Source organism: Afipia sp. GW821-FHT14H12, assembly GCF_058803465.1.
Genome location: NZ_JBXAOZ010000001.1, coordinates 2,129,079 through 2,146,209 on the forward strand (window position 1 = coordinate 2,129,079; position 17,131 = coordinate 2,146,209).

At 63.2% G+C, this 17,131-nt stretch carries 17 protein-coding genes; 11 read left to right on the top strand and 6 right to left on the bottom strand.

The genetic code is table 11. The features are described 5' to 3' along the window. Nucleotides 1–47: 47 nt before the first annotated feature. From AC1RNA_RS10745 to AC1RNA_RS10785, 9 genes are all read left to right on the top strand, one after another. Nucleotides 48–458, top strand: a complete 411-nt coding sequence (locus AC1RNA_RS10745) for a winged helix-turn-helix transcriptional regulator (protein WP_009341023.1) — start codon at nucleotides 48–50, stop codon at nucleotides 456–458. A gap of 69 nt (nucleotides 459–527) precedes the next feature. Continuing rightward, nucleotides 528–1,928 carry a DegQ family serine endoprotease gene (locus AC1RNA_RS10750; RefSeq protein ID WP_009341022.1) on the top strand — a complete coding sequence of 467 codons (1,401 nt, stop codon included), beginning with the start codon at nucleotides 528–530 and terminating at the stop codon, nucleotides 1,926–1,928. 31 nt (nucleotides 1,929–1,959) lie between these two features. Next, a complete protein-coding gene (locus tag AC1RNA_RS10755; RefSeq protein ID WP_492951061.1) occupies nucleotides 1,960–3,291 on the top strand; it encodes a replication-associated recombination protein A in 1,332 nt (443 codons plus the stop codon). Further along, nucleotides 3,288–4,529 (top strand): RluA family pseudouridine synthase, encoded by a 1,242-nt coding sequence (locus AC1RNA_RS10760; protein ID WP_492951062.1) that lies wholly within the window; start codon nucleotides 3,288–3,290, stop codon nucleotides 4,527–4,529. The genes AC1RNA_RS10755 and AC1RNA_RS10760 overlap by 4 nt, the downstream gene beginning before the upstream one ends. Before the next feature lie 8 nt (nucleotides 4,530–4,537). Then, a complete protein-coding gene (locus tag AC1RNA_RS10765; RefSeq protein WP_048755846.1) occupies nucleotides 4,538–4,897 on the top strand; it encodes a hypothetical protein in 360 nt (119 codons plus the stop codon). 20 nt (nucleotides 4,898–4,917) lie between these two features. Next, a complete protein-coding gene (locus AC1RNA_RS10770; protein WP_492951063.1) occupies nucleotides 4,918–5,694 on the top strand; it encodes an ATP12 family chaperone protein in 777 nt (258 codons plus the stop codon). 71 nt (nucleotides 5,695–5,765) lie between these two features. Further along, nucleotides 5,766–7,442, top strand: coding sequence for a flagellar hook-length control protein FliK (gene fliK, locus AC1RNA_RS10775; protein WP_492951064.1), 1,677 nt, complete (start codon nucleotides 5,766–5,768; stop codon nucleotides 7,440–7,442). Next, entirely contained in the window at nucleotides 7,439–7,714 is a 276-nt protein-coding gene (locus tag AC1RNA_RS10780) for an EscU/YscU/HrcU family type III secretion system export apparatus switch protein (protein WP_009341010.1), read from the top strand. The genes fliK and AC1RNA_RS10780 overlap by 4 nt, the downstream gene beginning before the upstream one ends. An 81-nt stretch (nucleotides 7,715–7,795) precedes the next feature. Continuing rightward, on the top strand, nucleotides 7,796–8,119 hold the full coding sequence (locus AC1RNA_RS10785) for a twin-arginine translocation signal domain-containing protein (protein ID WP_492951065.1): 324 nt from the start codon (nucleotides 7,796–7,798) through the stop codon (nucleotides 8,117–8,119). Between the two features lie 29 nt (nucleotides 8,120–8,148). On the opposite strand, the gene AC1RNA_RS10790 is transcribed toward AC1RNA_RS10785, so the two are convergent. Both AC1RNA_RS10790 and AC1RNA_RS10795 read right to left on the bottom strand, forming a co-directional pair. Then, nucleotides 8,149–9,165 (bottom strand): alpha/beta fold hydrolase, encoded by a 1,017-nt coding sequence (locus AC1RNA_RS10790; protein WP_009341006.1) that lies wholly within the window; start codon nucleotides 9,163–9,165, stop codon nucleotides 8,149–8,151. A gap of 103 nt (nucleotides 9,166–9,268) precedes the next feature. Beyond that, on the bottom strand, nucleotides 9,269–10,129 hold the full coding sequence (locus AC1RNA_RS10795; RefSeq protein WP_048755849.1) for a hypothetical protein: 861 nt from the start codon (nucleotides 10,127–10,129) through the stop codon (nucleotides 9,269–9,271). 116 nt (nucleotides 10,130–10,245) lie between these two features. On the opposite strand from AC1RNA_RS10795, the gene AC1RNA_RS10800 reads away from it, so the two are divergent. Next, the gene (locus tag AC1RNA_RS10800) at nucleotides 10,246–11,067 is read left to right on the top strand and encodes an isocitrate lyase/PEP mutase family protein (RefSeq protein ID WP_492951066.1); all 822 of its coding nucleotides are present in this window, start codon (nucleotides 10,246–10,248) and stop codon (nucleotides 11,065–11,067) included. A 33-nt stretch (nucleotides 11,068–11,100) separates the two neighbouring features. On the opposite strand, the gene AC1RNA_RS10805 is transcribed toward AC1RNA_RS10800, so the two are convergent. Continuing rightward, nucleotides 11,101–11,511 (bottom strand): hypothetical protein, encoded by a 411-nt coding sequence (locus AC1RNA_RS10805; protein ID WP_009341002.1) that lies wholly within the window; start codon nucleotides 11,509–11,511, stop codon nucleotides 11,101–11,103. A gap of 174 nt (nucleotides 11,512–11,685) precedes the next feature. Between AC1RNA_RS10805 and AC1RNA_RS10810 the strand changes: the two genes are divergently transcribed. Continuing rightward, nucleotides 11,686–12,615, top strand: coding sequence for a dihydrodipicolinate synthase family protein (locus AC1RNA_RS10810; RefSeq protein ID WP_009341001.1), 930 nt, complete (start codon nucleotides 11,686–11,688; stop codon nucleotides 12,613–12,615). Between the two features lie 15 nt (nucleotides 12,616–12,630). Here the strand turns inward: AC1RNA_RS10810 and AC1RNA_RS10815 are convergent, their stop codons facing one another. The 3 genes from AC1RNA_RS10815 to AC1RNA_RS10825 form a co-directional block, all read right to left on the bottom strand. After that, nucleotides 12,631–12,828, bottom strand: coding sequence for a DUF3606 domain-containing protein (locus tag AC1RNA_RS10815; protein WP_009341000.1), 198 nt, complete (start codon nucleotides 12,826–12,828; stop codon nucleotides 12,631–12,633). Nucleotides 12,829–12,952: 124 nt separating this feature from the next. Continuing rightward, nucleotides 12,953–14,245, bottom strand: coding sequence for an MFS transporter (locus AC1RNA_RS10820; protein WP_492951067.1), 1,293 nt, complete (start codon nucleotides 14,243–14,245; stop codon nucleotides 12,953–12,955). A gap of 397 nt (nucleotides 14,246–14,642) precedes the next feature. Beyond that, nucleotides 14,643–17,069 carry an arylsulfatase gene (locus AC1RNA_RS10825; protein WP_492951068.1) on the bottom strand — a complete coding sequence of 809 codons (2,427 nt, stop codon included), beginning with the start codon at nucleotides 17,067–17,069 and terminating at the stop codon, nucleotides 14,643–14,645. Between the last annotated feature and the right edge of the window lie 62 nt (nucleotides 17,070–17,131).

Consider the following 17,131-nt stretch of genomic DNA (forward strand, 5'->3'; position numbering starts at 1 on the left):
GATACCATGGAATTCGCGTCCGGCTTTGCCGGAATGCGGAAAGGCTCATGATGAAGCGCAAGAACGGCCAAGGGAACGACCAAGGGAGCGGTCGCGGCGAAGCAGGCTGCGCGGTCGAGGTCACGCTGGGGCTGATCGATGGCAAGTGGAAGGGCGTGATCCTGTTTCACTTGCAGGAGGGTTTGCTCCGGTTCGGCGAACTGCGCCGGAAAATGCCGGGCATCACCCAGCGGATGCTCACCAAGCAGTTGCGGGCGCTGGAGGAGGACGGGCTGATTACCCGCACGGTCTATCCGGAAGTGCCGCCACGCGTGGAATATGCGCTGTCGCAGACCGGCCAGCGGCTTCGCCCGGTCATCGATGCCCTGCGGGCTTGGGGCATCGAGCACAAGGCCCGGCTGGCGGCAGCCAGCGCAGCCTCGCAAAAACCAAAAATCGCCCGCAAACGTGCGGCGTGACGGATTCTCCGGCTCGCCTCCCGTGCGTAGCCCCATTATATCGATGCTCTTTCACAGCGGAATTCATGCATGATTGTTTCTCGCATCTTCGGTTTGGCTGTCCTTTCATTCGCGACCCTCGCGGCCGCACCCGTTGTCGCGCAGGACCGGGTGGTGCCGTCCTCGATGAATCAGTTGCGGTTGTCCTATGCGCCGATCGTGCAGCATGTGCAGCCTGCGGTGGTGAATGTGTATGCCGCCAAGATCGTGCAGAACCGCAATCCGCTTCTGGACGATCCGATTTTCCGCCGCTTCTTCGGCGTGCCCGGCGGCCAGCAGGAGCAGATGCAGCGCTCGCTCGGCTCGGGCGTGCTGGTGGATTCCTCCGGCCTCGTCGTGACGAACAATCACGTCATCGAGGGCGCGGATCAGGTCAAGGTGTCGTTGTCCGACAAGCGCGAGTTCGAGGCCGAGATCGTATTGAAGGACAGCCGCACCGACCTTGCGGTGCTGCGCCTCAAGGGAACGCACGAGAAATTCCCGACGCTCGATCTCGCCAATTCCGATGAATTGCAGGTGGGTGACGTGGTGCTCGCGATCGGCAACCCGTTCGGCGTCGGCCAGACGGTGACACACGGCATTGTCTCGGCACTGGCGCGCACGCAGGTCGGCATCACCGATTATCAGTTCTTCATCCAGACCGATGCGGCGATCAACCCCGGCAATTCCGGCGGCGCGCTGGTGGACATGCAGGGCAAGCTCGTCGGCCTCAACACCGCGATCTTCTCGCGCTCGGGCGGCTCGCAAGGCATCGGCTTCGCGATCCCGGCGAACATGGTGCGCGTGGTGGTCGCGTCCGCCAAGAGCGGCGGCAAGGCCGTGCGGCGTCCGTGGCTCGGCGCGCGGTTGCAGGCCGTGACGCCCGAAATCGCCGAAACGCTCGGCCTGCCGCGCCCGAGTGGAGCGCTGGTGACGAACATTGCCCCGAACAGCCCGGCAGCGAAGGCGGGCATGAAGGTTTCCGATCTCATTGTGTCGATCGACGGCCAGAACGTCGATGACCCCAACGGGTTCGACTATCGCTTCGCCACCCGGCCGCTTGGCGGCACGGCGCAGGTGGACGTGCGGCGGCAGAACGTCGTCATCAAGCTCAAGGTGCCGCTGGAGGTCGCGCCCGACACCGGTCGCGATGAAATCGAACTGAAGTCGCGTTCGCCGTTCCAAGGCGCGCGGGTCGCCAATATCTCGCCGGCGCTTGCCGATGAGTTGCGGCTGGATTCCAATGTCGAAGGCGTGGTCGTCACCGCGGTGGCCGACAATGCGCTGGCCTCGAATGTAGGCTTCCAGAAGGGCGACATCATCACCGCCGTGAACGGCAAGACCATCGCCAAAACCAGCGATCTGGAGCAGGTGACCAGCGAACCGGCGCGGCTCTGGCGCATTACCATCATTCGCGGCGGCCAGCGCATCAACGTCACGTTGGGCGGATAACGGCGGGGCCGGGAGAGCAGGCAGGTTCTTCATGAACGCAAAGCGCGCCGCGCCATCTGCGAATCTCTTTGCCGCCGCAGGGCTGGAGCAGGACGCGCCGCGTCCGCTGCCGGAGAAATTGCGTCCGCATGCGCTCGCCGATGTCGTGGGGCAGGACCACATTCTCGGGCCGGATGGCGCGCTGACGCGCATGCTGGAAACGCGCACGCTCGGCTCGCTGGTGTTCTGGGGCCCGCCTGGCACCGGCAAGACCACCGTGGCGCGACTGTTGGCGGACGCCACCGAACTGCATTTCGAGCAGATCTCGGCGGTGTTTTCCGGCGTCGCGGATCTGAAGAAGGTGTTCGACGCCGCGCGCGCGCGTCGCGAAACCGGCAAGGGCACATTGTTGTTCGTCGATGAGGTGCATCGCTTCAATCGCGCGCAGCAGGATTCATTCCTGCCGGTGATGGAAGACGGCACGGTGGTGCTGGTCGGCGCGACCACGGAAAATCCGTCGTTCGAGCTCAACGCGGCGCTGCTGTCGCGGGCGCGCGTGCTGGTGTTTCATTCGCTCGACGATGCCGCGATCGAAAAGCTCTATGCACGGGCCGAAGAAATCGAGGGCCGGGCGTTGCCGCTCGATTCCGAGGCGCGCGCTGTGCTGGTGCGGATGGCGGACGGCGATGGGCGCGCGGCGCTGACGCTGGCGGAAGAAGTCTGGCGCGCCGCCCGTGCCGACGAGGTATTCAATGCGGCGCAGTTGCAGGAGATCCTGCAGCGGCGCGCGCCGATCTACGACAAGTCCGCCGACGGTCATTACAACCTGATCTCGGCCTTGCATAAATCGGTGCGCGGCTCCGACCCCGATGCCGCTCTCTATTATCTCGCACGGATGCTCGATGCGGGCGAAGACCCGCTGTTTCTCGCGCGGCGCGTGGTGCGAATGGCGGTAGAAGACATCGGCATGGCGGACCCGCAGGCGCTGGTCGTCGCCAACGCCGCCAAGGATGCCTATGACTTTCTCGGCTCGCCCGAAGGCGAACTCGCCATCGCCCAAGCAGTCGTGTATGTCGCGACCGCGCCGAAATCGAATGCCTCCTACAAGGCCTTCGGCGCGGCGATGCGCACGGCGAAACAGGCGGGTTCGCTGTTGCCCCCCAAGCACATCCTCAATGCGCCGACCAAGCTGATGAAGGCCGAAAACTACGGCGAAGGCTACGAATACGACCATGACACGCCGGAAGGTTTTTCCGGGCAGGACTATTTCCCGGAGGCGCTTGGCCGCCAGACCTTCTACAATCCGCCCGAGCGCGGCTTTGAGCGCGAGATTCGCAAGCGCCTCGATTACTGGGCGAAACTGAGAAAAGACAAATCGTCATGAGCCGGCGTTTCCGCAAACCCCTGGAAAAGAAATCGGTACGCGAGGCCAAGAAAGGCGAGAAGCGTGGCGACAAGCGCGCCAAGCCGTCTTTCGCCAAAAAGGGCTCGGACAAGCGCGGGCCGACCCAGCGCTCGTTCGACAAGCCGGGTGCGCGGTTTGGCGATCAGAAGCCACGCCGCCCGGCGAAGGCCGCGCACGAGGCGTTTCCCGAGGTGCGGGAGGAGAAGAAGCCCGCGCCACCTTTGCCGACCAAGGTGCAGACCGTTGTCGTCACCGCCGACGAGAACAACATGCGGGTTGATCGTTTTCTTGAGGCGCGGTTTCCGGGCCTGTCGTTCTCCCATATCCAGCGCATCGTCCGGAAGGGTGAATTGCGCGTCAACGGCAAGCGCGCCGACAGCAAGGATCGTCTTGAGGAAGGCCAGAGCGTTCGCATTCCGCCGCTGAAGCTCGACGCGCCGAAGACGGGCGGCAACCTCTCCGAGGCCGCGACCAAGACGCTCGAAGAATTGCGCAAGATGATCCTGTTCGAGGACGCCGACGTGATGGTACTGAACAAGCCCGCGGGCTTGGCCGTGCAGGGCGGCTCGGGCCTGTCGCGTCATGTCGATGGCATGCTGGAAGTGATGCGCGATGCCAAGGGCCAGCGTCCGCGCCTCGTGCACCGGCTCGACCGTGAAACCTCCGGCTGCCTCCTGATCGCAAAGACGCGCTTCGCGGCGTCGGTGCTGACCGGCTCGTTCCGCCATCGCTCGGCGCGCAAGATCTACTGGGCTCTGGTCGCGGGCGTGCCGAAGCCGAAGCAGGGACGGATTTCGACCTATCTCGCCAAGGAAGAGAATGAGGAAGATTCGATCATGCGCATCGCAGAGCATGGCGATGAGGGCGCCGCCCATGCCGTGACTTATTATGCGGTGGTCGAGGCCTCCGCCCAGAAGCTCGCCTGGGTGTCGCTCAAACCCGTCACCGGCCGCACGCATCAGTTGCGCGCCCATATGGCGCATATCGATCACGCCATCGTGGGCGATCCTAAATATTTCAACAAGGAGAACTGGCAGCTTCCGGGCGGGTTACAGAAGCGGCTGCATCTTTTGGCGCGCCGCATCGTTATCCCGCATCCGCGCGGCGGCGTGATCGACGTCACCGCGCCGCTGCCGCCGCATATGCTGCAATCGTGGAATCTGCTCGGGCTCGAGGCTGACAGGTTCGACCCGATCGAGGATGCGCCGGAAGAGTAGGGTGTTCCATGCGCAAGCTGGTTGTCGTCTGTCTGTTATGCATCGCGCCGCTTGGCGCAACTGCGTTCGCGCAGATCTACACCACCCCCAGCGGCAGAGCGGTGCTTCCGCCGCCACCGGCTCCACCGCCGCCACCGGCCATCACGGTGCCGCAGGTGCCGACCATGAATTCTCCGCCGCCGTTCGCGTTGCAGAACACGACGCCCGGCTACGTGCAGGAAGGCAAGCCGCCGAAACAGGTGCTCAAGCCGCAGAAGCGGGATTCCTTCGGCCAGCGGATGTCGCGCTGCCTCGATGAGGGCGCCGCGATGGGCCTTGGCCCCGGCCAGCGCTCGGCCTATGCCCGCAACTGTGCCCACCAGCGATAAGAGAAAGAGAAGTTCGCAATATGCGTGAGTTGTTCGACGAGGCACAGGGCCATTCGCCGCTCGATCCGCGGGAAGCCTCGCGCAAATCCTCAACGACGCCGCTGCGCAAGCGTTTCTACGAGAGCGCGGCTGTTGCCGAAACCCCGGAAGGCTTCGCCGTCACGCTCGACGGCAAGCCGGTGCGCACGCCCGGCAAGCGGTTCCTGAGTGCTCCTGTGCGCGAGTTGGCCGAGGCGATGGCGGCGGAGTGGGGCGCGCAGACGGATTCCATCGACCCGCTGTCGATGCCGGTGACGCGACTGGCGAACAGCACCATCGACGGCGTTGCGGACGACGTGGCGGCGGTGCGCGACGACATCGCGAAATATTTCGACACTGATCTCTTGTTCTATCGCGCGAGCTTTCCCGAGGAACTCATTGCCCGGCAAGCCGAACATTGGGACCCGGCACTGCGCTGGCTGGCCGATGAACTGGGGGCGCATTTCATCCTCGCCGAGGGCGTGATGCATGTGAAGCAGCCGGAGCCCGCAGTTAAAGCGGCACGTCAGGCTTTGCCCGAAACCCCTTGGGCGGTCACTGCGATGCATGTGGTGACGACGATCACCGGATCGGCGCTGCTGGCGCTCGCATTATATCGCAAGGCGCTGACGCCGGATGAGGTCTGGGCCGCGGCGCATGTCGATGAGGACTGGAACAGCCAGCAATGGGGCGCGGACGAGGACGTAACGCAGCGCCGTGCCCAGCGGCGGCGCGATTTCGATGCCGCCGTGAAGGTGCTGGAGGCGGTTCCGCGCTAGATGCCGGGGCGCTAGTTAACGAGAGATTAACGACGCGACGATACCGTGGGCTCCGAACTCGCGGAGCGTTCATGGCCATCAGCATCAATCCGATCACGCCGGTGATTGCCGCCGATGCAGTCTCGCCTTCGGTGACGCTGCAACCCGGCAGCGTGATCGACGCCAAGGTGCTGCAGGTGCTGGCAAACGATTTCGTGCGCATCGCCGTCGCCTCGCTGTCGATCGAGGTGGCGTCCGAAGTACCGTTGCAGGCCGGGCAGACCTTGCAACTCGCGGTGTCGCAGACCCCGCAAGGCGTGCGGTTGCAGATTGTGCCTCAGGCGACGCCTGACACATCCTCTTCCGCGCAGCCTGCAACGCTCGTCAGCCCCTCCATTGCGCCGAGCGCACCTTCGGTTCCGAGCGATGCGCAAGGTGTCTCCGTCACCCGGCCGCTGACGCCGCTTGAAGTCGTCGCGGTTGCCAAGGCATTGCAGGCCGCCGCAGGACAGCAGGGCAGCCTGTCGCCGCTGTTCGCCAATCTCACGGTGGCGGCAACCTCCAGCCAGGTGCCAGATGTGTTGCAGCAGGCGGCGCATTCGCTGCTCGCAGGCCGCCCGGCGCTGAGCGAGAATTTGAGCGGCGACGACATCGCGACCGCATTCCGGCAGTCCGGGCTGTTCTACGAACAATCGCAGAAACAGGCGGTGGCCGCGCCCGCGAGTGTTTCGACGAACGCAACGGCTGCACCGGACCTCAAGGCCGCGCTGATCGTGTTCAGGCAGATCCTCGGCTCGTGGCTTGGCGACGCCGCACAGCCGCCGCTGGATGAAGCCGCCGTACCCGGGCAATTCGCGCAGCAAGGGCAGGCGCGCGCGCAGGCCGAGATCGCGGCACCTTCGATCGCGCCCGCAGCCGTGCCCGTAGCAGAGACGGAAGAGATCATGCTGCCCGGCGCGGTGGTGCAGGTCACGAGCGAAGTTGAAGTCGAGGATCTGGGCGATCCGACGTTTCCTGTGCGCGATGCTTCAGCCTTGCTTTCGGGCAAAAGCACAGTGGCGGCGCCAGCTGATTCTCTACAAATGATTTTGCGTGCGTTCCCGAAAGGCGTGCAGGATGCGGTGGCGTCCTTGCTTGCGGAGGAGGGCGCGTCACTCGCGCAGTCCGCAGCGGCAGGCCATGCGGTCGCGGCGGATGCGGATGGCGTGCCGCCGCCGTTCCGTGGTGCGGCGACATCCGCGCAACCCGCCGTGCCGCCGACGATCGACCATCGTACACCGGCGGATGCCGTGGCGCATCGCCTGCTCGATGACACCGATGCCGCGCTCGCGCGCCAGACGCTGTTGCAGATCGCGTCATTGCCGGATCAGACCACGCACGCCAAATTCGATCCGACGGCGCGCTGGAATTTCGAGGTTCCGTTCGCGACCCCGCAGGGCACGACGGTGGCGCAATTTGAAATCTCGCGCGATGGCGGTGGCGAGAATGCGTCGGCCGAAGCGCCGAGCCGGGTCTGGCGCGCGCGTTTCTCCATCGATCTCGAACCGGCCGGCCCGGTGCATGCGCAAGTGTCGCTCGCGGGAGAGCGGACATCGGTACGGATGTGGGCGGAGCGCAGTGCGACGACCGCGCGTCTGCGCGCCGAAGCGCCGCAGCTTTCGGCGGCCCTGCGCGAGGCCGAGCTGACGCCGGGCGATATCGTGATCGGCAGCGGCGTGCCGCCCGCGCAGTCCGCGCCGAGCGGGCATTTTCTGGATCGCGCGCTATGACGACGACAACGACTCCGATCCAGAACACGCTTGCGGTTGCGCTGCATTACGATCGCAAGGGCGCGCCGCGCGTCGTCGCCAAGGGCAAGGGCGAGATCGCGAAAAAGATCATCGAAGTCGCCAGCGAACACGATGTTGCCATTCAGGAGAATGAAGTGCTGGCGGGCGCGCTCTCCAATGTCGAGATCGGCGACGAGATTCCGGCTGAACTCTACAGAGCGGTAGCGGAGGTTCTGGTCTTCGTCATGCGGTTGTCGGGTAAAATCCGCTGATTGGGGAACTTGTTCAATTCAGGTGACGTTCATCCCGCAGCGGCGAGGCTGGCTGCTGGAGGCAACGAGAAGGGATTGAACATGGAAAGACGTGACTTCCTGAAGATCGCTTTGGGCATGGCCGCAGGCGCGGTCGTGACAGCGCGTGCGGCGCAGGCCATGACGCCGACGCCATCGCCGCTCACGAAAGAGCCGCCAAGTCCCGAGACCGAGACCGAGGCCGAGCCCGCTGTTGCGACGTCGCAGGATGTCGAGGGCGCGAAGGTGGAGAAGGTGCGTTGGCATCATCGTCACTGGCACCGTCATCACTGGCATCGCCGCCGTCACTGGGGCTGGCACAGGAGGCATTGGCGCCGCCGGCACTGGCGTCATCGCCATTGGCGCCGCCGCTATTACTATTATTGAGATGAAGGGGCGGGAATTTCCCGCCCCGATTATTTCGATGCCAGGAAATCCAGCATCAGCTTGTTGAACTTTTCCGGCTCCTCCAGAAAAGCCAGATGCCCGGCATGGGGAATGATCTCCGCACGGCCATGCGGCATTTTCGCTGCCAGTGCGCGGGCGAGGTCGGCGTTGTGGCCCATCTTCGGCCGCAGCGCCTCGGGCGCGTTCGGCTTGCCCGGCGCGTTGTGATCGTCCTCGCCCATGATGAAGAGCGTCGGTTCGGTGATGAGCGGAATTTCATGCGCCACCGGCTCGCGGTAGATCATCTGCGCCGAATTCACAAAGGCGCGCAGCCAGCGCGGATATTCAGGACTCTGCTTGATGCCGAAGCGCGCATCGATGAAGGGCGTGATCTGCTCAGGCGGCAGTTTCAGCGAGTAATTGTTGACGAGCTGTTTGCGGTAGGCCTCGGCGGTGAGCTTGTCTTCATGCGCCAGGATTTTCTCGGTCGGAGTCGGCGGCACATAGAGCCGGTAATCCTCGAGTCCGATCGGGTTGGTGAGAATAAGGTGATCGACGCGATCAGGGTAGGCGCGTGAGATGCGCACCGCCAGCATGCCGCCGAGCGAGTGGGCGACAATATCGGCCCTTGGAATCTGTAAATGATCGAGCAGCGCGATGGTGTTGCGCGCCAGCGTGTCGAAATGCAGGTCGAAGGTCGGCTTGGAGGATTTGCCGAAACCGATCTGGTCCGGCACCACGACGCGGTAGCCGTTGTTGCTCAGCACCTTGATGACGGGCGCCCAGTAGCTCGACGGGAAATTGCGCCCGTGCAGCAGGACCACGGTGCGGCCATTCGGGCTGGTCGCCGCGACATCCATATAGGCCATCCGCACCTGTTCGCCTTCATTGACCAGCGGCAACAGATGAACGGGGTAGGGGTACGGATAGCCCTCCAGCCCGATGCCGTAAGGCTCCTTCTGCGGCGTGTCATTCGCGGCGGGCGTTTGCGCGTGAGCGACGCCCAACGAGGCAAGCAGCAGGATGGCGGCATAGAGATGCTTCATGATCGTCTCCCGGATGGAATGGCATCATAGGAGATCGCGCGAATGCCGCGAAGGCGGCAGCCGCTTGCCGCGCATCACATCCTGCTGATGGATTGGTGAAAGCTCAGAGCTTCGGGGAGCCGCCCGACGAGGCTTTCTGCGGTGCGTTTTTCTCGGCCGCGAGCGCCTCGTTGTCGATCTTCGCCGCGCTTGCGATGCGCTTGAAGTCGATCAGGGTGAAGACGGCCTTGCCGACGCGATCCTTCGCGCTGCCGGAAGACAATGCAATGTCGAGAAGCGCGTCGCAGTTGGCGTTCTTCGCGTCCTTGGCAAGCTGATCGAGCGATTTCTCCGGCTCCGCCTGAACATGCTTCAGCACCGCGACGCAACTGCCCCGGCCGTTTGAATCGTTGAGCGCGACGGCGGCTTTCGGGCTGATTGGGTCGTTGAGCGCGGTCACGGCGCCCTCGGGTGTATACTTCTGCTTCACGGAGACGGTTTTTCCGCCCTTGTAGAAATAATACAGCCTGCCGTCTCCGATCGCGGTGGGCTTGCCGTATTTATCGGTCACGCGCTGGATCATCTCCTGCTGCGTGGGCTGCTTGTCCTTGGCGAAGCCGAGATCGCGAGCGATGTAATAGGCAAAATTGCCGCTCGCGGGCGAGGTGAAATGCACCTCCATCGATTCCGCGCCATGGTCCTTGCTTGCCGGGGCGTCGAATCTCATGAAGGTGGCGTAGGTCACGCCGGTGCTGCCGAACTTCTGCTGGGTGGCCTGCGGTTTGGCGTTCGGGAAATCCTTCAGATAGGCCTCGAACGTGCCGCCGACCTTCGCGGCGTCGTCGCTGCTGGAAATGCCGATGATATCGGGGCGCAATTTTCCGGAAAACGCGGTGTCCGGCGTTTTCGGCTTGATGTCATAGGCCATCGCCATGGAGGCCGCCGAGACCAGCGCCGCGCCGGTCAGCATCAATGATCGCAACATGAACCGCCCCAGTCCTGAAAGCCTGTCAAAAGCGCAGCGATTACGCCGAATCTTGCTATCGGATGTCAACTGCGCATTCGCCATGATATAGCTCGGACAGACAGGAGAGAGCTTGAATGCCGATTTCGTTGGACCGCAAACGCACCATTTTCCGCCGTCTGCATGACAGCGGCTGTTTCGTTCTGCCCAATCCCTGGGATGTCGGCAGCGCACGGCTGTTCGCCGCGATGGGCTTCAAGGCTCTCGCCTCCACCAGTTCCGGTTATGCGTGGTCGCAGGGGCGGCCGGACAACAAGGTGACGTGCGAGGACGTCTTGTCGCATCTGTCGGTGCTGTGCGCGGCGACCGACCTGCCGGTGAACGCCGATTTCGAGAGCGGGTTTGCCGAAACGCCGCAAGGGGTGGCCACCAATGTCCGCCGCTGCATCGAGACCGGCGTGGCCGGCCTGTCGATCGAGGACGCGACCGGCGATGCGCGCCAGCCGCTCTACGATTTTCATGAAGCCGTCGAGCGCGTCGCGGCCGCTCGCAGCGCCATCGATGCCAGCAAGGCCGATGTCATGCTGATTGGCCGCTGTGAAGGCTTCCTCACGGGCGAGACCGATCTTGCCAAGGTGATCCGCCGTCTGGTGGCTTATTCCGAGGCTGGCGCGGAATGTCTTTATGCGCCGGGTGTCACGAAACGCGAGCAGGTCGCCGAAGTGGTGAAGGCGGTTGCGCCCAAGCCGGTCAACATCCTGATGGGCGCGCCGGGCCTCAGCGTCATGGAATTGGCGGAGCTAGGCGTGCGGCGGATCAGCGTCGGCGGTGCTATGGCGCGCGCCGCATGGGGCGCGGTGCAGCGCGCCGCGCGCGAAATTCTGGAGAAGGGCGAGTTCGGCGAATTCGCTCACGCCGCGAAATACGCCGACCTCAATCGTCTCTTCGACGAAAAATAGACCCTCGCTCCGGATGGAGCGAGGGTCCGGTCGTTATTCGCTGCCCGATGCACCGGCAGGCGCGTTGCTGCCGGACGCAGCGCCACTGGGCGACGGTGACTGGTTAGCCGCAGGCGGCGCGGCCTTGGGCGCCGGGGCAGGCGCCGAGCCCGTGGTCTGGCCCGGATTGCTGTTCGGAGACATCTTGCCCGGTGCCGTCGTGCCGCTGGCTGACGTCTGCGCCGGCGGATTGCTGGCGGTGTCGGTCGGCGAGGTGCTGTTCAACCCGTAAAGCACGACGCCGAGGATCGCGAGCACAGCAATCGCGAACAATGCGATTCGACCGCCGCCCGCAGAGCCTTCCGCCAACTCCGGATCGGCCTGCAATTCGTTGTCCAGTGTCTGACGGCGGCGCCATTCCTCTTGATCCCGCGCCAGATCGTTCGGATCACGGTCAACAATCATGATTGTATCCTCCTCGTTGGATGCCTTGAAAAGGCAACCGCCCGGAGGGACGCCAGTTCCTGATGTTCCGAGCTTTCCACCTCTCGGATATGCGCAAGTGCGGGGTTCCGGCTGCCTTCAAATATGCTAACGCTTGGGAACCATCTCACCCTTTTAAATCCTGCCGAGATCACCATGAAACTGACCCCTGCCGCGAACGGCACGTTCACCATTGCGCCCACGCCATTCCACGATGATGGCCGGATCGATGAAGGCTCGATCGATCGCCTCAGCGATTTCTATGGCGAGGTCGGCTGCGCCGGGGTCACCGTCCTTGGCATTCTCGGCGAAGCGCCGAAGCTCGATGGCGAAGAATCCCTCGCGGTCGCGTCGCGCTTCATCAAGCGCGCAGGCAACAGGCAGGTGATTGTCGGCGTGTCCGCGCCGGGATTCGCCGCGATGCGTTCGCTCGCACACGGCGCGATGGATGCCGGTGCGGCGGCGGTAATGATCGCGCCGGTGCCGTCGCTGCGCACCGACGATCAGATCGTTAATTATTTCCGCCAGGCGGTCGAGGCGATCGGCGGCGATGTGCCGTGGGTATTGCAGGATTATCCGCTGACGCTGTCGGTGGTAATGACGCCTGCCGTCATCAAACGCATCGTCTCCGAGAACCCGTCCTGCGTCATGCTCAAGCATGAAGATTGGCCGGGTCTCGAGAAGATCACGGCGCTGCGCAACTTCCAGAAGGACGGATCGCTGCGGCCGTTGTCGATCCTCACCGGCAATGGCGGACTGTTCCTTGATTTTGAAATGGAGCGCGGCGCGGACGGCGCGATGACGGGTTATGCGTTTCCCGACATGCTGGTCGATGTCGTGCGGCTGTCGAAGGAAGGCAAGCGCGATGCGGCGCACGATCTGTTCGACGCGCATCTGCCGCTGGTCCGCTACGAGCAGCAGCAGGGCGTGGGCCTTGCGGTGCGCAAGTATGTTCTGAAGAAGCGCGGCCTGCTGGCTTCCGACGCACAGCGCAAGCCGGCATCCGGCCTGACACCCGCGGCGCGGTCCGAAGTCGATTATCTGCTGTCGCGGGTGGCGAGGTTCGACAAGCGCGCGGCGCTGTAAGCGGCGCGGTAGCTTTCAGGTGTTGAGGTGCTGGCGGATAGCCGCGACCGAAGGGCCGACCTTCGCGATCGCGTCGGCAAGATCCTGCGGCGAGACGTTGAGCCGGTAAGCCCAATAGCTCGTGGCATCCTTGTCGCTGGTGTCGATGGTGGCGGGCGCACGCACGCCGATATTGGCGGCGAGCACATCGGCGACCTTGACGAGATGGATCATGGACAGCCTCCGCCGGCAGATTATGCCAGCGAGGCATGTTCCCGAACCTCGAATTGACGGTGGCGTTAAGGAACCGTTGCGCCTTTGCCCGAGGTTTATGGTTTGGTTCACGCCTGAGGTGCAATCAAGGCATGGCCGGACTGAGCACTTTGGCCTTTCGTCCGTAAATCAGCAGTGTGGCGGCAAGGCCGCAAACGGCGGCGGCCGTCATCCACATCGCTGGCGCGGCTTTGTCGCCGGTCAGTTCGATCAATGCGGTGGACACCGCGGGCGTGAAGCCGCCGAACAATGCGGTCGCAAGGCTGTAGCACAACGAGAAGCTGACTGTGCGCACGTTCGGCGGCACCACTTCCGTCAGAGCGACCACCATCGCGCCGTTGTAGCTGCCGTACAGGAACGACAGCCAGAGTTCCACTTCCAGCATGCGGGCGAAGGAGGGGCTTGCGACCAGCCATGACATCGTGGGGTAGGCGGTCAGGATGGTCAGAATGGTGATCCCGGCTAAAATCGGCTTTCGTCCGATGCGATCCGACAGCGCGCCCATGACAGGCAGCCAGAACAGGTTCGAGAGCGCGATCGCGAACGTCACGATCAGGGAATCCGTGATCGAGAGCTTGAGCACGCTCTTGCCGAAGGTCGGAGTGTAGACGGTGATGAGATAGAACGACACCGTCGTCATCACCGCGAGCATCATGCCGAGAATGACGATGCGCCAATTCGATGTCAGCGAGGCGAGAATTTCCCGTATGGTCGGGTGATGCTTGCGGGCGAGGAATTCTTCTGTCTCCTCCAGCTTGCGCCGGATGACGAAGATGAAAGGAACGATCAGGGAGCCGATCAGGAAGGGGATGCGCCAGCCCCAGTCGTGGATCACCTCCACCGCGAGCGTGCGGTTGAGCGTGTAGCCGATCAGCGCCGCGACGATGATGGCGACCTGCTGGCTGCCGGATTGCCAGGCGACATAGAAGCCCTTCTGGTTGGGTGGCGCGATCTCGGCGAGATAGACGGACACGCCACCGAGTTCGACACCGGCGGAGAAGCCTTGCAGCAGCCGGCCGATCAAAACGAGGAAGGGTGCGAGCAGGCCGATGCTGGCATAGCTTGGCGTGAAGGCGAGCAGCACGGTGCCGACCGCCATGATCGACAGCGTGACGATCAGACCGATTCGGCGGCCGACCTTGTCGATATAGGCGCCGAGCACGACGGCGCCGAGCGGCCGCATCAGGAAGCCCGCGCCAAAAGTCATGAAGGTCGCGAGCAGCGAAGTGAATTCGTTATGGGAGGGAAAGAAGGCCGCTGCGATGTAGGTGGCGTAAAATCCGAACAGGAAGAAATCGAACATCTCAAGGAAATTGCCGCTGGTGACGCGAAGCACGGCAATGGCCTTGGAGGAGGTGGATTGATCCGCGTGGGACATGAGCGCGATCCTGAACCTGAAGGCGGGCGCAAAGTCTGCGCCGGTTCGGGATGACCCACAAGCGGGACGACGTTCACGCTTGGCTGAACAGGGCGGTGGCGCGCCACGGCCGATGAAGGTGGGCACTACTCCTTCGCGATTCCCCTATGATGCTGCAGCCCGCGATACGCTCCAATTGGCAAGTCTGCGATGCTCTGCCATCCAGCACTACGCATCGTGGATTCCCCGATGTTGCCGGGTGGTCCGCTTACCCTCAAATAGCGGTAATCTCGATCAGCCTCCGAGATACACGCGAAGGGCTACAAACAGACATTCGCGTTCTCAGCGCGTGGTCTTCAGGCAGAGTGATCACGGGGCCGTACGAGCGGCCCGCAGAACTGTGGATCTCCTCACTAGTCTAGTCGCGAGCCAACGCTCTCTGTGCTTCCATTTCGAGGGCCTCGTATGAAGCCTTTTCGACCGTGATGCCGACACCCTGGATGGTCCCGCCGTGGAATGTGCCGGGCGTCTTGTATTCGGCGCTCACGGCGTCGCCGCTGTCGTAGCCGACGCAGAGGCCGTCGCCCGACAATGTGAACTTGGCCGGCTGCGTCTTCATCGGGCCCTCAGCAACGACCTTGTCGTTGACGTACAGCTTCATGGTGCCCAAAGACTCGTGGTGGGGACCGGCACCTGTCCGCGTGAACTCCATGCCGAGCGTGTATTTTCCGGGCTTCAGTTCAACCGACGAGACGAACTTCTGCTCGGGCTTGATGCCGAGGAAGTTGTAGACATAGTAGAGCTTGTGATCCTTGATGAACAACGCGTGCCCGCCGAAGCGCGAGCCGTGAGCGAAGATCACGCCGCCAGCGTTCACATCTGATATCTCGACATTGGCGAGGATCTTGTACGAGCGATTACGCACGTTGACGGCAACGCCTTCCGGCACGGGCGCCGTATCGGGGTAATAGACGTAGCGGTCGCGAATCGGCTCTGCCGACGGGCGCTCGACGGTAAGAAGTTCGGACGCGCTGCGGTCGTCAATCGGCAGAGCAAGATTGGCTCGGGCTTCCTCGTTCCATGCCTTCTTCAGCGCCTCCAGCTTCTCGGGATACTGGTTCGCCAGGTCAGTCGACTCCGAACGGTCCGTGTCGACATGGTAGAGCTGCCACTGGTCCTGATCGAAATGACCCTTGCCGGTGAACGGGGCATGCACCGCCGCAGCGACCCAGCCGTCTTCCCACATCCCGCGCGTGCCGAGCATGGAGTAGAACTGCCGCTTCTTCTGCGTCGGCGCATGAGGTGCCGCATCGAAGGTGTACTTCATTGATACACCGGAGAGCGGGAACTGCTCTACGCCCCGGTACACCTTAGGCATTTCCAGTCCGACGACGTCGAGAATGGTCGGCACGATGTCCACCGAGTGGTGGTACTGGTCGCGGATCTCGCCACGCGCCTTGATGCCCTTCGGCCACGAAATGACAAGCGGATCGGCCGTACCGCCGGAGTATTGCGAGTAGCGCTTGAACATCTGGAACGGTGTCGAGAATGCGACAGCCCAACCTGTGGGGAAATGGCCGTAGGTGTCAGGTCCCCCGAGCTTGTCGAACAGCTTCATGTTCTCGGCCAGATCATCGGGATAACCATTAAAGAACTTGTTCTCGTTGACAGAACCGTTCGGCGTGCCTTCGCCGGAGGTGCCGTTGTCGGCGGCGTAGAGCACCATCGTGTTCTCGAGCTGCCCGGTCTTCTCCAGGTAGTCGATGACGCGGCCAATCTGCGCGTCGGTGTATTCGGACAATCCCGCCCACACCTCGGCCATGTGTGAGAACAGTTTCTTCTCGTCCGCGTTGAGCGTGTTCCACGGGCGAACGGCGTCGGCCGGGTTCGCCTGGGACTCCGGCAGCGGATTGATCGGCGTGAGCTTTGTGTCCTTCGGCACGATGCCCTTCTCGATCATGCGCGCCAGCACCCAGGTGCGGTAAGCTTCGTAACCGTCGTCGAACTTACCCTTGTATTTGGCGATGTACTCCTTCGGAGCCTGGTGTGGCGCATGATTGGCGCCCGGATTGTAAAACATGAACCATGGTTTCGAGGGGGTGGCGGCCTGCTGGTTCCGGATCATCTTGATCGCCTGATCGGCAAGGTCCTTGGAAAGATGGTAGCCCTGCTCCGGTGAGGCCGGCGGCTCGATGAAGTGATTGTCCTCGACGAGGTCCGGATACCACTGATTGGTCTCGCCGCCGATGAATCCGTAGTAGCGCTCGAATCCCTGGCCGAGCGGCCAAGTCTTGCGATCGCCGCCCTCGGCAACATCCTGCTCCGGCACGTTATGGTTCTTGCCGAGCCAAAAGGTGCTGTAGCCATTGTCTTGAAGCACCTGCGCGATTGTAGCGGCTTGCGGCGGTATACGACCCGCCCAGCCCGGAAAGCCGTTGGAGCCCTCCGTGATGGCCGCCATACCGTTCAAGGTGTGGTTGCGTCCCGTCAGCAGCGTGGACCGGGTCGGCGAACACAGCGCCACCGTGTGCCACTGCGTGTAGGTGATCCCGTTCTGCGCCAGCTTGTCGATGGTGGGCATGCTGATCCGGCCGCCATAGGTCGACCAAGCGGCAAGCCCGGTGTCGTCGTAGAGCACGAACAGGATGTTCGGCGCGCCCTCGGGCGCCTTCTTCGGCGTGAACGGCCCCCAGTCGGCCTTTGAATCGCGGACATCAAGATTGATGGTGCCGTTGAAATCCTTGTACGGCCCCACGGGCTGTGGCTGCTGAGCCCCCGCCGGTGCGATTGTCGCTCCAGCGGCGACTGCGAGCGAAGCGAGCAAGACGGTCCTGACTGAGTTCATATCTATAGTCCTCTCAGCAATCAGAAATATTGTTCTGCGTCAGCTCCGCGACGCGAATACCG

Bases quoted from the DNA above. Each gene is read 5' to 3' on its own strand.
- AC1RNA_RS10825 (WP_492951068.1), bottom strand. From the start codon at position 17,069: ATGAACTCAGTCAGGACCGTCTTGCTCGCTTCGCTCGCAGTCGCCGCT.
- AC1RNA_RS10820 (WP_492951067.1), bottom strand. From the start codon at position 14,245: ATGTCCCACGCGGATCAATCCACCTCCTCCAAGGCCATTGCCGTGCTT.
- AC1RNA_RS10790 (WP_009341006.1), bottom strand. From the start codon at position 9,165: ATGAAGCATCTCTATGCCGCCATCCTGCTGCTTGCCTCGTTGGGCGTC.
- AC1RNA_RS10810 (WP_009341001.1), top strand. From the start codon at position 11,686: ATGAAACTGACCCCTGCCGCGAACGGCACGTTCACCATTGCGCCCACG.
- AC1RNA_RS10780 (WP_009341010.1), top strand. From the start codon at position 7,439: ATGACGACGACAACGACTCCGATCCAGAACACGCTTGCGGTTGCGCTG.
- AC1RNA_RS10795 (WP_048755849.1), bottom strand. From the start codon at position 10,129: ATGTTGCGATCATTGATGCTGACCGGCGCGGCGCTGGTCTCGGCGGCC.
- fliK (WP_492951064.1), top strand. From the start codon at position 5,766: ATGGCCATCAGCATCAATCCGATCACGCCGGTGATTGCCGCCGATGCA.
- AC1RNA_RS10765 (WP_048755846.1), top strand. From the start codon at position 4,538: ATGCGCAAGCTGGTTGTCGTCTGTCTGTTATGCATCGCGCCGCTTGGC.
- AC1RNA_RS10815 (WP_009341000.1), bottom strand. From the start codon at position 12,828: ATGATCCATCTCGTCAAGGTCGCCGATGTGCTCGCCGCCAATATCGGC.
- AC1RNA_RS10755 (WP_492951061.1), top strand. From the start codon at position 1,960: ATGAACGCAAAGCGCGCCGCGCCATCTGCGAATCTCTTTGCCGCCGCA.
- AC1RNA_RS10785 (WP_492951065.1), top strand. From the start codon at position 7,796: ATGGAAAGACGTGACTTCCTGAAGATCGCTTTGGGCATGGCCGCAGGC.
- AC1RNA_RS10770 (WP_492951063.1), top strand. From the start codon at position 4,918: ATGCGTGAGTTGTTCGACGAGGCACAGGGCCATTCGCCGCTCGATCCG.
- AC1RNA_RS10760 (WP_492951062.1), top strand. From the start codon at position 3,288: ATGAGCCGGCGTTTCCGCAAACCCCTGGAAAAGAAATCGGTACGCGAG.
- AC1RNA_RS10745 (WP_009341023.1), top strand. From the start codon at position 48: ATGATGAAGCGCAAGAACGGCCAAGGGAACGACCAAGGGAGCGGTCGC.
- AC1RNA_RS10750 (WP_009341022.1), top strand. From the start codon at position 528: ATGATTGTTTCTCGCATCTTCGGTTTGGCTGTCCTTTCATTCGCGACC.
- AC1RNA_RS10800 (WP_492951066.1), top strand. From the start codon at position 10,246: ATGCCGATTTCGTTGGACCGCAAACGCACCATTTTCCGCCGTCTGCAT.
- AC1RNA_RS10805 (WP_009341002.1), bottom strand. From the start codon at position 11,511: ATGATTGTTGACCGTGATCCGAACGATCTGGCGCGGGATCAAGAGGAA.